Annotated in this window: 8 protein-coding genes; 2 read left to right on the top strand and 6 right to left on the bottom strand. The window is 63.9% G+C overall.

Annotation, left to right across the window (positions count from 1 at the left end; all coding sequences use genetic code 11):
* The first annotated feature begins 77 nt into the window (after positions 1–77).
* A complete protein-coding gene (locus L2Y97_RS16075; RefSeq protein WP_247428550.1) occupies positions 78–1,238 on the top strand; it encodes an acyl-CoA dehydrogenase family protein in 1,161 nt (386 codons plus the stop codon).
* Between the two features lie 82 nt (positions 1,239–1,320).
* Here L2Y97_RS16075 and L2Y97_RS16070 read toward each other — a convergent pair whose 3' ends face one another.
* The 6 genes from L2Y97_RS16070 to L2Y97_RS16050 form a co-directional block, all read right to left on the bottom strand.
* Positions 1,321–1,557: a hypothetical protein gene (locus L2Y97_RS16070; RefSeq protein ID WP_247428548.1), complete on the bottom strand. Its 237-nt coding sequence runs from the start codon at positions 1,555–1,557 to the stop codon at positions 1,321–1,323.
* Positions 1,514–1,816 (bottom strand): BrnT family toxin, encoded by a 303-nt coding sequence (locus tag L2Y97_RS22560; RefSeq protein ID WP_425492860.1) that lies wholly within the window; start codon positions 1,814–1,816, stop codon positions 1,514–1,516. Before L2Y97_RS22560 ends, L2Y97_RS16070 begins: the two co-directional genes overlap by 44 nt.
* Positions 1,817–2,031: 215 nt before the next feature.
* Positions 2,032–4,428, bottom strand: coding sequence for a TonB-dependent receptor plug domain-containing protein (locus L2Y97_RS16065; RefSeq protein WP_247428545.1), 2,397 nt, complete (start codon positions 4,426–4,428; stop codon positions 2,032–2,034).
* Positions 4,429–4,837: 409 nt separating this feature from the next.
* Positions 4,838–8,176: a multidrug efflux RND transporter permease subunit gene (locus L2Y97_RS16060; protein WP_425492774.1), complete on the bottom strand. Its 3,339-nt coding sequence runs from the start codon at positions 8,174–8,176 to the stop codon at positions 4,838–4,840.
* 12 nt (positions 8,177–8,188) lie between these two features.
* Positions 8,189–9,424 (bottom strand): efflux RND transporter periplasmic adaptor subunit, encoded by a 1,236-nt coding sequence (locus L2Y97_RS16055; RefSeq protein WP_247428543.1) that lies wholly within the window; start codon positions 9,422–9,424, stop codon positions 8,189–8,191.
* Positions 9,421–10,077 carry a TetR/AcrR family transcriptional regulator gene (locus L2Y97_RS16050; RefSeq protein ID WP_247428540.1) on the bottom strand — a complete coding sequence of 219 codons (657 nt, stop codon included), beginning with the start codon at positions 10,075–10,077 and terminating at the stop codon, positions 9,421–9,423. The genes L2Y97_RS16055 and L2Y97_RS16050 overlap by 4 nt, the downstream gene beginning before the upstream one ends.
* A 266-nt stretch (positions 10,078–10,343) precedes the next feature.
* Here L2Y97_RS16050 and L2Y97_RS16045 point away from each other — a divergent pair, with 266 nt between their 5' ends.
* Positions 10,344–15,263 carry an NAD-glutamate dehydrogenase gene (locus tag L2Y97_RS16045; RefSeq protein ID WP_247428538.1) on the top strand — a complete coding sequence of 1,640 codons (4,920 nt, stop codon included), beginning with the start codon at positions 10,344–10,346 and terminating at the stop codon, positions 15,261–15,263.
* Positions 15,264–15,293: the final 30 nt, after the last annotated feature.

Genomic DNA, 15,293 nt, shown 5'->3' with positions numbered 1-15,293 from the left:
TCGAACGACCGTTAGAATGGGCGGATTGCTTCCCCCCAAAGACTAGCCGAGCCGCTTGGCGGCCCGAGGTATGACCCATGGATTTCCGCTTTACCGACGACCAGCTGTCGATCCAGTCCATCGCCCGCGATTTCGCCCAGAAGCGTATCGCCCCGGTGGCCGCCGAACTCGATGCCAAGGGTGAATTCCCGCTCGAGAACATCCAGGAAATGGGCCAGCTGGGCCTGATGGGCATCGAAGTGCCGGAAGAGTACGGCGGTGCGGGCATGGACCCGGTGGCCTACGTGTTGGCCATGGTTGAGATCGCCGCGGCCGATGCCGCCACCTCCACCATCATGTCGGTGAACAACTCGCTGTTCTGCAACGGCATCCTGAAGAACGGCACCGAAGAGCAGAAGCAGAAGTACGTCCGCGCCATCGCCTCGGGCGAGGCTATCGGCGCTTACGCGCTCACCGAGCCGCAGTCGGGTTCGGATGCCTCGAACATGCACACCCGCGCGGTGAAGAACGCCGATGGCGACTGGGTCATCAACGGCAAGAAGAGCTGGATCACCTCCGGCCCGGTGGCGCGCTACATCGTGCTGTTCGCCGTGACCACGCCGGGGATCGGTGCCAAGGGCGTGTCGGCCTTCATCATCGATACCAAGCGCGACGGCTTCCTGGCCGGCAAAACCGAGCCGAAGCTGGGCATCCGCGCCTCGGCCACCTGCGAAATCGAGTTCCACGATTACGTCTGCCCGAAGGAAGACCTGCTGGGCGCGGAAGGCAAGGGTTTCGCCATCGCCATGGGCGTCCTGGATGCCGGCCGTATCGGTATCGCCTCGCAGGCTGTGGGCATCGCCCGTGCCGCTTACGAAGCCACCCTGCAGTGGTCGCGTGACCGCAAGGCCTTCGGTACGCCGATCGGCACGTTCCAGATGACCCAGGCGAAGATCGCCGACATGAAGTGCAAGCTGGATTCGGCCTTGCTGCTGACCCTGCGCGCCGCATGGACCAAGGGCCAGGTGGAAAAGACCGGTGGCCGCTTCGGCACCGAGGCCTCCATGGCCAAGCTCGTCGCATCCGAAGCCGCCATGTGGATCACCCACCAGGCCGTGCAGATCCACGGTGGCATGGGTTACTCCAAGGAAATGCCTCTCGAGCGTTATTTCCGCGATGCCAAAATCACCGAGATCTATGAGGGCACGAGCGAGATCCAGCGTTTGGTGATCGCACGTGCGGAGACGGGGTTGCGTTAAGCGCGCTCCGATTTGCGCAAATTGAGAAGCCCTGGCCATGAGCCAGGGCTTTTTTTATGGTTGAACGGCGCCGGCCCTTCGATCAACACGTCATCGTGTCTTCCGCAGTACTGGTGACCTTGAGGCTCGCCGCACGAGCGGCGAAGCGCGCTGGCCAATTCGGCATGTACCAGCTTTCGTCGATTGTCTGCTCGGGAAGATCGCTGAAATCGATGGGTGATTCATCTAAGGCTTCACCCTCGGCCACGCTCATCCGGCGCGGCGGAGCATCGAGATCAAGCACGTAGTAAACGGTTTTTCCAGTATCTGACTGTTTCATGGCGAGTAGCCTTTCGGGCCGATATGAGGCGGATGCAATCTCCGCGGAAAGTAAAAACGATGAACAAGATGCGGCTATCAGCGACGCCGATGGCGCGATGGCGATGCTCCGAGTGAGATGGCTCCTCGAGCTGCTCGAGCATGAAGTCGTCGCGAAATATCTCAGTGGCATCGAGGAACGAGATCTTGTGCTTCGATAGGTTGCTGCGCGCTTTCGTTGCGTTCCACTCGAACCTGACGCCTCTCACGACGGGCGGCATCATAGGGAGCCACAAATGCCGTGGCGAGGTAAACGTGGGTGACGCTCGAACTGCATAACTGATTAGCAACTCAAAGACGGGAAACAAGCGTCTTCGAAAGGCTTTTCTGGGTATGCAGGCCGTTAACGAAAGCGCGCGTAGGCCGCGCTCGGAAGGCGTGTCAGCTACTCGACGTTATACGAATGTCCGTAGTCACCAGCACGAAATGACGGTGCCTACCATCGATAAGCGACCCGCGTGTAAAGGTACCGTCCGCTATACCCAAACGGCGAGTAATCCGGGTAGGGCCACGTGCCGCCGACCGCACCATCGCTCCCCGCCTTGTACTTCTGCGGATACACATTGGTGAGGTTGTCCACACCGGCGGTAAAGGTCCAACCATCCAGGGCGTAGCTCGTGGATAGATCGAGCACCCAGCGTGCAGCGAACCATTGGTCATAACCGGGGTTGCTTACCGGATCCTGGTTCTGCAGGAACGTGCCATAGCGGGTGAGTGTTCCATGCGCGCTCCAGTTGCCCAGCGTGTAGTCGGTGCCCAGGGCGATCTTGTCGCGCGGTGCGCCGTTGGTGATGTAGCCCTGGGCGATGTGGCCAATGCGAACGAGTTCAAGGCCATTCTGTGCGAGCTGCGGCGGATTCGGCGCGACAGAGAGGATCGTCGTGTGGTTGCGGTTATACGCCGCCGTGAACTGAAGCAGGCCGGCATTGCCGAGGTCCAGCCGGTAGCCGCTGCTGAAGTCCACGCCACGTGTGCGGGTTTTCAGCGCGTTGGTGAAATAGCTGCCGCCCTGGATGTTCGTGTAACCCTGGCTGGTGAGGTAGGCCTGCACATCGTTACCCACCAGGTTCTCGGAAGGCACGATGCGGTCGCCGATGGTGATCTGGTACACATCGAGCGAGAACGTCCAGTCGCCCGGCAAGTACGTGGCGCCTAGGGTGTAATTGTGCGATTTCTCCGCTTTCAACGGCTCGGCACCCAGCGCGCGTGCTGCCGGGTCGCTGACCGAAAAATTGCGGATCTGCGTGGGCACGCCACCGATCACGTTGGTCGAGGTGGTGGTGTAGAACTGCTGGGCCAGCGAGGGCGCGCGGAAGCCCGTGCCCGCCGTGCCACGCAGCGCGAACGTATCGGTGAAGTCGTAACGGGCGGAGAGCGTGCCGGACGTCGTGTTGCCGAAGTCCGTGTAATCCTCGTGGCGCACGGCGAGCGAACCGCTGAGCTTGTCAGTGATCTGGTTTTCCAGGCTGAGGTATTCGGCGACATCGTGCCGCGAGTGATAGCCCGAGTCGCCGGGCGTGAACCCGGGAAATCCTTGCGAGCCTGTGCCGAAGTTCGATGCAGGATCACCGGCTTCGATGCCGTAGCGCTGGTAGAGGTATTCCACGCCGAACGCGAGGGTGACCGGGTTCTGTAGCCAACCGACCGAAAGGTCCTTGGCGATATCGACATCAAAGGCCTTCTGGGTCGAAATCAGGCGCCCGGCATTGAATCGAGTGGGGCTGGCAGCGCCCAGGTCGACGTTCAAGGTGTGGATCGGATCGATGCTGACGTGGTCACGGCCATAGTTGCCGCTGATATCCCAGCGCCATCCGCTGGTCGTCGTGCCCCGTACGCCGGCCACGAGTGCGCTATCGATGGAACGCACATCGTTGAGCGGCAGGAAGCCCTCCGGATAGATCGACGGAACGTTCCGCGAACTGTTGTAAGCGCGGAACAGGGCGGGGGAGGTGCCTTCGCGGCTGCTGGTGCTGGCGAACGCGTAAAACTCGGCATGCGGCGTGATGGCGTACTGCACATTCAGCAGCGCCTGGTGGTTGCTGATGTCGGGCTCGCCAATGCGCTGGGTGATCTGCCCGTACAACGGGGAGGTCGGATCCCGGTAATCGCGACCGCCGCGGTTGGTGGCATCGGCATGACCTTGCACGACGCTCAGTCGCGCCCAACCCTTGTCGCCGCCCAGTGGTACGCCAATGCTCGCCTCACCTTGCCACTGCTTGCCGTCGCCGGCGCTGTAGCGGCCCGCCGTGATGCTGGCCTCATTACTGCCAGGCTTTGCGGCGCCCTTGAGCACGATGTTGATCACGCCCGCGATCGCATCGGAGCCGTACTGCGCGGAGGCCCCGTCGCGGAGTACTTCGATGTGATCAATGGCGGAGATGGGAATCGAGTTCAGGTCGGCCGGTGCGGAGCCGCGTCCAAGGGCGCCTTGCAGGTTCAGCAGGGCGCTCGTGTGCCAGCGCTTGCCGTTGACGAGTACCAGAGTCTCGTCCGGCGAGAGGCCGCGCAGAGCCGCGGGCCGTACGATGCCCGAGCCGTCATTGCCGGGCGCACGGGGGAAGTTCAAGGAGGGCACGAGGCGTGAAAGCACGGCGGCGAGCTGCGTATCGCCAGCGGTTTGCAGATCCTTCGCCGTCACGATGTCGATGGGGGAAAGCGAGCTTTCCTGGCTGCGATTCACCGAGCGCGTGCCGGTAACCACCACCTGTTCGAGCTGGGTGGGCGGCTTGGCAGCGGGATCAGCTGGCGTCTCCTGCGCGTTTGCGACAGGCATGCCAAGGCTGGCGGTGATCAGCGCGGGAAGGGCGAGGCGGTGTAGCGGAGCGTGCAACATGGGGTGCGATCCTGGTGGGGGAGCGATGGATAAGCGACGCCATTCGCAATAACGCACGCGAACGACGCTAGCTCGCCGGTGGGGGCGATGGCTTGGAGGAAATGGGGGGATTAGCGGGGAACGGGCGTTGAGGGACGCCGGATCGCGCGCAAGCGCGCTCCTACAGGGGCAACGGCAACGAAGCCGGTGGGAGCGCTAGGGGGTTACGACCGACAGCGGCAACAACACGCCGCGACCATCAGGGTGGTCGGCAGGGAAGGCGTGTTGGCGGTGTGCTGGGTCGGGGTCACTGATGCCTCGTGGTTTGGCCCGGTGAGACGTCTGGATGGCCAGATCGTTATTTCATGCTGGTGGCAGGAGACCCGAATGTCAACCAAAAAAAAGCCCGGCTTTCGCCGGGCTTTTCGTGTTACGGGCGATCCGTTCCGCGTCGCGGGTCGGAATCGAAGGCCCTTACATCACCAATGTTCGGTGCGTGCGGGGCCGTGTTCACCGGCGGGTTGCCGCCGCCCTGCGGGCCATTGCCACCGCCATGCGGATCGTGGCCGTCGTGGCCATCATCGCCGTGGTGGCGGATGGTCTTCGACGCCTCGTCCAGCTTGTCACCCAGCAGGCGGCGCACCACCACGTAGAACACCGGGATGAGCAGCAGGCCGAGGAACGTGGCGAACAACATGCCGCCGATCACGCCGGTACCGATCGCGTGGCGGGAGTTGGCGCCCGCACCCGTGGAGATAGCCAGCGGCAGCACGCCGAGGATGAAGGCCAGCGAGGTCATCAGGATGGGGCGCAGTCGCAGGCGAGCCGCTTCCACCACCGAATCCTTCAGCGTCTTGCCCGTACCCTGCTGCTCCACCGCGAACTCCACGATCAGGATCGCGTTCTTTGCGGCAAGGCCAATCACGGTGATCAGGCCGATCTTGAAGAAGATATCGTTCGGCAGGCCACGCAGCTGCGAGAACACCACCGTACCCAGCATGCCCAGCGGTACCACCAGCAGCACGGCCACCGGAATGGACCAGCTTTCGTACAGGGCGGCGAGGCAGAGGAACACGATGACGATGGACAGGACCATGAGCATGGTGGCCGAGTTACCCGCCAGGATTTCCTGGTAGGACTGGCCGGTCCAGTCATAGCCGAAGCCCTTCGGCAGCTTGTCGTTCACGATGCCTTCGACGATGCCCATGGCCTGGCCGGTGGAATAACCCGGGGCCTGGTTGCCGACGATTTCCACTGCGGAGTAGCCGTTGTAGCGGGTGAGGCTGGGCGAGACGTTCGTCCACTTCGAGTGCACCACGCTCGACAGCGGGATCATGCTGCTGTCGGTGGTGGTCGAGGCGCTGGAGACGCTTGCGCCCGTGCTGCTGGCACTGCTCGAGGACGACGCGCTGAGGGTGCTCGGCGTGAAGATGTGCTCGAACGAATCCGTGCCCATGCGGTAAGGCGCATCGGCCTGCAGCATCACGCGCTTCACACGGCCGCCGTACTGGAAGTCGTTGATGTACACCGGTGCCAGCGTGAGCTGAATGGCGGTGTAGATATCGCTGACCGACAGGCCCATGGTCTGTGCCTGCGTGCGATCCACGTCAAGCTGCAGGGTGGGGGCGTCTTCCAGGGTGTTCGGGCGGATACCCACCAGGCGCTTATCCTGCGCGGCGGCGCCGAGCAGCATGTTGCGGGCCTGGGTCAGCTCCGTGCGCGACTGGCCGGCACGGGCCTGCAGGTACATATCGATACCGCCGAACTGCGACAGGCCGCGGATGGTCGGCAGGTTCACCACGAAGATCGTGGCGTTGGTCACCGACTGCATCTTGCCGTTCATCGCCTGGATGAACTGGGTTGCCGTGACATCACGGTCCGACCAGTCCTTCAGGCGGATGAAGTCCATGCCCACGTTCTCACCCTGGCCCAGGAAGCTGAAGCCGGAGATCTGGAACACGCCATCCACGGCGGGGTCGCCGAGGATGACCTTGCGGATGTCTTCCTGCGCCTTCTGCGTGCGAGCCAGGCTGGCGCCCGGCGGCAGCTGCACGATGGCCAGCGCGTAGCCCTGGTCTTCATCGGGGACGAAGCTGGTGGGCAGGCGGGTGAACAGGAAGCCGCAGAGCACCGCGATCAGCACGAACACCACCATCCAGCGCGGTGCGTGGCGCACCGCCGAGGTGATGTGGCCAGCGTAGGTGTGGGTCGTCCAGTCGAAGACTTCGTTGAACTTGCGGTAGACGATGTTCTTCTTCTGCTGGCCGTGATCGTGCTTCAGGATCGTGGCGCAGAGGGCCGGGGTGAACGACAGCGCGAGGAATGCCGAGAAGCCCATCGACACAGCGATGGTCAGCGCGAACTGCTTGTAGATGATGCCCGAGGCGCCCGGCTGCAGGGCCGATGGCACGAACACGGCCGCCAGCACCACGGTGATCGCGATGATCGCGCCGGTGATCTGGCCCATCGCCTTGCGCGTCGCTTCCTTCGGCGTGGCGTTCTCCTCGGACATGATGCGTTCGACGTTCTCGATCACGACGATCGCGTCATCCACCACGATACCGATGGCCAGCACCATGCCAAACAGCGTGAGCTGGTTGATGGTGAAGCCCAGCGGGGAGAGGCCCAGGAACGTACCGAGCAACGCCACCGGGATGACCAGGGTGGGAATGATCGTGGCACGGAAGTTCTGCAGGAAGATCAGCATCACGAGGAAGACGAGGATGATCGCTTCGACGAGGGTGTGGACCACTTCCTCGATCGAGATCACCACGAACTTCGTCGTGTCATACGGGGCGAACCAGGTCACGCCATCCGGGAAGCTCTTGGCCAGGTCGGCCATCTTCGCGCGCACGGCATTGGCCACGTCCAGCGCGTTCGCGCCAGGCAGCAGCTGCACACCGAACGAGCCGGTGGGCGTGCCGTTCCACTCGGTGGCGAAGCCGTAGCTCTGCGGGCCGAGTTCGACACGGGCGACATCCTTCAGCTTCACCACGGTGCCATCGTTGTTGGCACGCAGGATGATGTTGGAGAACTCTTCCGGCGAGGTGAAGCGGCCTTCGGCCGACACGGTCGCGCTGAAGCCCTGGCCGTTGGTGGCCGGGTCGGTACCGATCGAGCCCGCGGCGAACTGCACGTTCTGGGTGGACAGGGCCTGCTGCAGGTCCGTGGCCGAAAGGCCGTAACCACGCAGCTTGTCCGGGTTCAGCCAGACGCGCATGCCGTACTCGGAACCCAGCTGGCGGGTGCTGCCCACGCCGGGAATACGAGCGACCTGGTCGAGCACCTGCGACGACACGATATCCATCAGGCGATAGCTATCGATCGACGGGTTGGTCGAGGTGAGGGCGACGAACATCAGGAAGTCGGGGTTGGACTTGGCCACCACGACGCCCTGCTGGGTCACTTCCGAAGGCAGGCGGGGCGTAGCCAGCGAGACCTTGTTCTGCACCTGCACCTGCGCGATGTCAGGATCGGTACCGGTTTCGAAGGTAAGCGTGACCGTAGCCTGGCCCGACGAGCTGGACTGCGAGCTGAAGTACAGCAGGTGGTCGATACCGGTCAGCTGCTGCTCGATCACCTGCGTCACGGTTTTTTCGGTCGTATCCGCGCTCGCGCCCGGGTAGGTCGCCGTAACGACGACCTGCGGGGGTGCGATGTTCGGGTACGACTCGATGCCCATGTTCAGCAGCGAGATCGTGCCTGTAAGGCTGATCAGGATCGCCACGACCCACGCGAAGATGGGGCGGTCGATGAAGAAACTCGGCATGACGGAACTCCCTTACTGCTTGCCGGCGGGGGCGGCCGAGGTGCCCGCCTTCGCCGGTGCCGCGCCAGCGGCAGCCTGCGCCTGGGCAGGATGCGCGTTGACCGGCGAGTTTTCCTTCGCCTTGGGAAGGCCCTCGGTGATGATCTTGTCGCCCGGCTGGAGACCGCCGGTCACGACCCAGTCCGAACCACTCAGGCGGTCGGTCTGGATCACGCGGCGAACAGCGGCGGATTCCACCGTTTTCTCTTCACCCGTCTGGGGATCCTTCACCTTGCCCGTGCCCACCACCATCACGTAGGCGGAATTGGTATCGCGCAGCACAGCCACCTGGGGCACCAGGTACACGTTGTGCAGGTTGCCCAGGGTTGCCTTCACGGTGACGTACTGGCCCGGCAGCAGTCGCTGGTTGGTGTTGGGCAGCAATGCGCGCAGGTCGGTGGTGCCGGTCTGCGGGTTCACCGTGGCCGAGGAGAAATCAAGCTGGCCGGTTTCACCGAAATCCGAGCCATCCGGCAGCTGGATGCGTACCTTCGATTCATCGGTGGCCGAGAGCGTGGCGGCACCCTTGGCGGCGGCGCCGCGCAGGGTATCCAGATCGCCCACGGACATGCTGAAGTTGATGTAGACCTTGTCGAGCTCATCCACCTGGGTGAGCAGGGTGGTGTCGCTCTGGCCGACCAGGGCGCCTTCAGTAACCTGCTGCTTGCCGGCGCGGCCCGAAATGGGCGAGCGCACGTCGGTGAAGCCCAGGTTGATGCGGGCGGACTGCACGGCGGCCTCGGACTGCTTCACGGCAGCGTTCGAGGTGCGCTCGGTCGCTTCGGCCGTATCGAGGTCGGCGCGGGACACGTAGTTCTTGCCGATGAGGCCGCGGGCGCGATCCGCCTGGGCCTTGCTGTTCACCGCGGTGGCCTTGGCCGACGCAAGGTTGGCGAGCTGCTGGTCGAGCTCGGCCTGCAGCGGGGCAGGGTCGATCTTGAACAGCGACTGGCCTTCCTTGACGTCAGTGCCTTCGGTGTACAGGCGCTTCAGCAGGATACCCGGTACGCGGGCGCGTACATCGGCGGTGCGGAACGCCGAGACGCGGCCCACCTGGTCCTGGATCAGTGGGACATCTTGCGGGCTGGCCGTGATGAAGCCCACCTGCGGCGGGGGCGGCTGCTGTGGGGCTTCCTGCTTGTGGCAGGCGGCCAGTGCGGCGACGAGGCCGGCGGCCAGCAGGGTGGTGCGCAGGGGCAGGGGTTTCATGAGAACTCCGTTCCTTTTCCAGGTTTCTTGTTCGTTCGCGGCCGGCCATCCGGGAGGATGTCGTACGCATGCATAAATACTGTTACCGCGTGCCGGGCCCAGTCGTCCTGTGCCTTCGGTCCCCTTGCACGCAGGCCAAACAGGCGGCGGTCCCCTTCCAGCCCATGCAGCATGGACAGGAACAGTTCCGCAGCCGTCTCCGGGTCCTCCCGGCGCATCTCACCGTTTTCCATTGCCTCAGCCATGCAATGCGATAGCCGCACGGCCACCGTTTCGATGGCCGTGCGGAAAAATGTCCTGGCCGCCGCCGGGAAGCGGGGCGCCTCGGCGATCAACATGCGCCCAAGGGCGACGTTGTCGTGGTCCATCACGTGGGTCTGGTGCGCGTGCGCCAGGGCCTGCAGCGTGGCGGCCAGCCCGCGGCGCTCCGGGGCGAGGCTCGCGTGCAACGGCAGGACAAGTTGTTCTACAGCGGCGTGGAAGAGGGTGTCCTTGTTTTCGAAGTGCGCGTATACGGTCTGCTTGGACACCCCCGCCTCGCGGGCCACGGCACCCATGCTTACGCGGTAACCGTCGCGCAGGAACAGGGCGCACGCCGCCTGGAGCACCCGCTGCTGCCGGTCGGATGGCGGGCGGCTCTCCAGGTGAGACATACCTATACCTGCTGGACTATACCGTCCAGTTTAGAATCTCCCCGTGACCAGCGTCAACGGTCATGACGCCCATTCGCACGCGAATTGTTGCGACGCACATGTCGTGCCAATTGGATAGCCATGCGAAGTGCGTCGCCGGTTACCTATTTATTGTCGCGCTGCGGTGAAAATCACTTGAATTGCATATGCGATGGGTGTGGCTCTATGACACGTGCGGGAGCTATCCTTTTACGGTTTTCCCAACTTCCCCACATCGATATCCGCCCATGAATGCGATTCGCGCGGCCGAAAACGGCCAGTTCCAGACGCTCGTTTTCGATGAACTGAAGAAACTCGCCTTCCCCGCTGAGCGCCTGAATGAGGCGCGCTTTTTTATCGAAGCCTTTTTTGAGCGCATGGCGCAGGCCGACCATGCCCTGCACACGCCCGAGCGCTGGGCCGCGCTGATCGGCGATCTGATTGCCTTTGCCCGCGAGCGTACGCCCGGCAAGGCCAAGGTCCGGGTCTATAACCCCGGCGTCTCGGGCACGCGCGCCGTGATCGAGGTCGTGACCGACGACATGCCCTTCCTGGTCGATACGGTATCGATGGTGGGCGCCGCCCATGCCGATATCCACGCGATCATCCACCCGGTGGTGCCGGTCACGCGTTCGGCGGCGGGCCAGCTCGAAGCCATGGGCACCGGCGACCACAACGAATCGATCATGCGTTTCGAGATCGACCGGATCGACGACACCGAGCTGGACACGGTGAAGGCGAGCGTCGAAACCGCCCTTGCCGACGTGCGCGAAGCGGTCGGCGACTGGAAGGCGATGCGCGCCCGGATGACCGAGGTGGCCGACGACCTCGGCAAGCGCTCGCTGCCGTACACGGCCGAAGAAGTGCGCGAGGCCTCGGAATTCCTGCGCTGGGTGGCCGATAACCACTTCACGTTCATGGGTTACCGCGAATATGAAGTGGCCGCCGATGCCGGCGACGAAGTCCTGAAGACGGTCGAAGGTTCGGGCCTCGGTATCCTGCGCACCGCCGAGCGTTCGCTCGCGCCGCGTTCGCTGCGTACCCTGGTCGCCAGCGAACTGCCGCGCTCGGGCTCGACCGACGCGATCATCCTCACCAAGACCAATGCCCGCTCGCCTATCCACCGTGCGGGCTACATGGATTACATCGGCGTCCTGAAGTTCGATGCCAATGGCCGTCCGACGGCCGAGCAGCGCTTCCTTGGCCTGTTCTCCTCCAACGCCTACATGGCCCACCCGCAGCATGTGCCACTGGTTCGCGACAAGTGCGAGGCGGTCATGGCCCGTTCCGGCCTGAAGCGCGACTCGCACTCGGGCAAGGCCCTCCAGCACATCCTGGATACGCTGCCGCGTGACGAACTGTTCCAGTGCAGCACCGATGAGCTGTTCGCGCTGGCTTCGGGCCTGCTTGAGCTGGCCCAGCGTACGCGCACGCGCCTGTTCATCCGCCGCGACAGCTACGGTCGCTTCTTCTCGTGCCTGGTGTACATTCCGCGCGATCGCTTCAATACGGCCGTGCGCGAGCGCGTGGAAGCCGTGCTGCGCGACGCGTTCCATGGCGAGCACGTGGATTCCGCCGTGCTCATGGGCGAGGCCGCGCTGGTCCGCCTGCACGTGACGGTTCGCCCGCGCATTGGCGATCACCCGGTTTACGACGCGGCCGAGATCGAATCGAAGATCGTTTCGATCGCCCGCAACTGGTACGACGAACTGCGTGACCAGCTGATCGGCACCGCCGGCGAGCAGCAGGGCATCATCCTCGCCAACCGCTATGGCAAGGCCCTGCCTGCCGGCTACGTCGATGAGGTATCGCCCTCGGTGGCCGCCGCCGACGTGCGTGCCCTGGCGGGCCTGGATGGCCCCGACGCCATCAGCATGTCGTTCTACCACCCGCCGCATCGTCCGGAAGAGCTGCGCTTCAAGGTCTACCGTTCGGGTTCGGATATCGCACTCTCGGAAGTGCTGCCGCAGCTCGAAAACCTTGGCCTGCGCGTGCTCACCGAGCACATGTATGAAGTGAAGCTGGGTGAGGCGTCGCTGTACATCCAGGATTTCGAAGTGCAGCCGGTCGGCCGCCTGGCATTCGATGTATCCCAGGTCGGCACCATTTTCGAGGATGCCTTCGAGCAGATCTGGCGCGGCAACGCCGAGAACGACGGGTTCAACCGCCTTGTCCTTGGTGCCAAGCTCAACTGGCGCCAGGTGGCCGTGCTGCGTGGCTACTGCAAGTACCTGCTGCAGACCGGCGTGGCGTTCTCGCAGGCGTACATGGAAGACGCGCTGAACCGCTACCCGGCGATCGCCGGCCTCATCATTGAGTTGTTCAACGCGCGCTTCGATCCACGCCGCGAGAACATGGATGAGAAGGAGCGCGCCTACGCCGAGGGCATGCTCTCGCACGAAATGCACGCGCTGATCGACCAGGAAACGCTGGCCGCGCATCCGGCCCTGATCGGCACTCTCATCGCTGCGCTGTCATTGCCGCGCGAGCAGCAGGCCGCTGCTGTCGAGGACGCGATCAACGCGCTGCTCGATAACGTGTCCAGTCTGGATGAAGACCGCATCCTGCGTAGCTTCATCGCACTCGTGCATGCCACGCTGCGTACCAGCTATTTCCAGGCCTGGGATGGCGCGTTCCGCGCGTACATCGCCTTCAAGTTTGATTCGCACAAAGTGCCGGACCTGGCCAAGCCGGTCCCGTTCCGCGAAATTTTCGTCTACGCCCCGCGCGTGGAAGGCATCCACCTGCGCTTTGGCTCCGTGGCGCGTGGCGGCCTGCGCTGGTCCGATCGCCGCGAAGATTTCCGCACCGAAGTGCTGGGCCTGGTAAAGGCGCAGATGGTGAAGAACACCGTCATCGTGCCGGTCGGTTCAAAGGGTGGTTTCTTCGTGAAGCGCCCGCCGGTGGGGGGCGATCGTGACGCACAGCTGGCCGAGGGCATCGCGTGCTATCGCATGTTCATCAACGGCCTGCTCGATATCACCGATAACCTGGTCGAAGGCAAAGTTGTGCCGCCGCACGATGTGGTTCGCCACGACAACGATGACCCCTACCTGGTGGTCGCCGCGGACAAGGGCACGGCCACGTTCTCCGATATCGCCAACGCGATCTCGACCGAGCATGGTTTCTGGCTGGATGACGCGTTCGCCTCGGGCGGCTCGAACGGTTACGACCACAAGGGCATGGGCATCACCGCCAAGGGCGCCTGGGAGTCGGTCAAGCGCCACTTCCGCGCCATGGGCCGCGATAGCCAGACCCAGGATTTCACCACGGTCGGCGTGGGCGACATGTCCGGCGACGTGTTCGGCAACGGCATGCTGCTCTCCGAGCACATCCGCCTGCTGGCCGCCTTCGATCACCGCCACATCTTCCTCGATCCGAATCCGGATGCGGCGAAGAGCTTTGTCGAGCGCCAGCGCATGTTCGCGCTCCCGCGTTCCTCGTGGGATGACTACGACAGAACGCTGATCTCCGCCGGTGGCGGCGTGTACCCGCGCAGCGCCAAGTCGATCCCTGTCTCGGCCGAAGTGAAGGCCGTCCTGGGTATCCGTTCGGACGCCACGCACATGGCGCCGAATGACCTGCTGTCGGCCATCCTGAAAGCGCCGGTCGATCTGCTGTGGAACGGCGGCATCGGTACCTACGTGAAGGCCACCAGCGAAACGCATGCCGAGGTGGGCGACCGCGCGAACAACGCGCTGCGCGTCAACGGTAATGAACTGCGCTGCAAGGTGATCGGTGAGGGCGGCAATCTGGGTATGACCCAGAAGGGCCGTATCGAAGCCTCACAGGCGGGCGTGCTGATGAACACGGACTTCATCGACAACTCCGCCGGCGTCGATACCTCCGATCACGAAGTGAACATCAAGATCCTGCTGAACGATGCCGTCCAGCGTGGTGAGCTCACGTTCGAAGGCCGCAACAAGCAGCTGGCCGAGATGACCGACGAAGTCGGCCGCCTCGTGCTGTGGGATAACTACCGGCAGAACCAGGCTATCACCGTGATGGAGCACCAGTCGGTACGCCGCCTGGGTTCCATGGCGCACTTCATCAGCACGCTCGAGGCCGAAGGCCTGCTCGATCGCGCGGTTGAATCGTTGCCGACTGCGGCTGAACTGGCCGAGCGCAAGCAGCGCGGGCAGGGCCTGACCCGCCCCGAGCTGTCGGTACTGCTCTCTTACGACAAGATCCGCCTGTTCCAGCAGTTGCTGGATTCGGATGTGCCGGAAGATCCGTACCTGTCGCGCGAACTCGTCCGTTACTTCCCCGTACCCCTGCACGAGAAGTACGCCGAGCACATGCAGCGCCATCGCCTGAAGCGCGAGATCATCGCCACCGCGGTGACCAACTCGACGATCAACCGCATGGGCGCCACGTTCATGATGCGCATGCAGGAAGATACGGGCCACGGCCCGGCAGCCATTGCCAAGGCGTACACGGCCGCGCGGGAAATCCTCGATGCTCGCGATCTGTGGGCCGAGCTGGAGGCGCTGGATGGCAAGGTGGCCGAAGACACGCAGATCGATGCGATCCTGCAGATCTGGTCGCTGCTGCGCCACCTGACCCGCTGGCTCCTCAACCGTCCGGGCGGTTCGCTCGACATCGCCGCCAACGTCGACCGTTATGCGGCCGAAGTTACCACCCTGCGCAAGGCCTTGCCGGGTGCCCTGACCGACACCGGTCGCGGCGATTTCGAAGCCAGCCAGGAGAAGTGGGAAGGCTTTGGCGTGCCGACCGACCTGGCGGTTCGCCTGGCTCGCGTCTCGGTGCTGCGCTCGGCGCTCGACATGGTTGAAGTGTCGAAGCAGAGCGGCAAGGACATCGCCACAGTGGCCAAGGTGTTCTACGAGCTGGGCGAGGCGTTGGACCTCGAGTGGCTGCGTGGCCAGATCGAGGCCCTCCCGGTGGAAGGTGCATGGCATGCACAGGCGCGCGGTTCGCTGCTGGATGAGCTCAATGCCCAGCATCGTGCCCTGGCCCTGCAAGTGCTCACCATCGCCGGTGATCGCACCGATGTGAGCCCGGTGAAGGCCTGGCTGGATCGCGACGATGCCACGCTGAAGTACACCCGCAGCATGCTCGCGGAGATCCTGACCCAGAACGCGGATTACCCGATCGCCTCGGTCGCCGTACGCCGCCTGGCCCAGCTGGCGCAGATCCCGGTCTGACGACCGTCCATCCGCTCCTGTAGGAGCGCA

Origin of the sequence: Luteibacter aegosomatissinici (genome assembly GCF_023078495.1) — a bacterium.
In the GTDB taxonomy this organism is placed as follows: domain Bacteria; phylum Pseudomonadota; class Gammaproteobacteria; order Xanthomonadales; family Rhodanobacteraceae; genus Luteibacter; species Luteibacter aegosomatissinici.
This window is presented reverse-complemented; position numbering and strand designations above follow the sequence as displayed.

Bases quoted from the DNA above. Each gene is read 5' to 3' on its own strand.
- L2Y97_RS16075 (WP_247428550.1), top strand. From the start codon at position 78: ATGGATTTCCGCTTTACCGACGACCAGCTGTCGATCCAGTCCATCGCC.
- L2Y97_RS16070 (WP_247428548.1), bottom strand. From the start codon at position 1,557: ATGAAACAGTCAGATACTGGAAAAACCGTTTACTACGTGCTTGATCTC.
- L2Y97_RS22560 (WP_425492860.1), bottom strand. From the start codon at position 1,816: ATGCCGCCCGTCGTGAGAGGCGTCAGGTTCGAGTGGAACGCAACGAAA.
- L2Y97_RS16065 (WP_247428545.1), bottom strand. From the start codon at position 4,428: ATGTTGCACGCTCCGCTACACCGCCTCGCCCTTCCCGCGCTGATCACC.
- L2Y97_RS16060 (WP_425492774.1), bottom strand. From the start codon at position 8,176: ATGCCGAGTTTCTTCATCGACCGCCCCATCTTCGCGTGGGTCGTGGCG.
- L2Y97_RS16055 (WP_247428543.1), bottom strand. From the start codon at position 9,424: ATGAAACCCCTGCCCCTGCGCACCACCCTGCTGGCCGCCGGCCTCGTC.
- L2Y97_RS16050 (WP_247428540.1), bottom strand. From the start codon at position 10,077: ATGTCTCACCTGGAGAGCCGCCCGCCATCCGACCGGCAGCAGCGGGTG.
- L2Y97_RS16045 (WP_247428538.1), top strand. From the start codon at position 10,344: ATGAATGCGATTCGCGCGGCCGAAAACGGCCAGTTCCAGACGCTCGTT.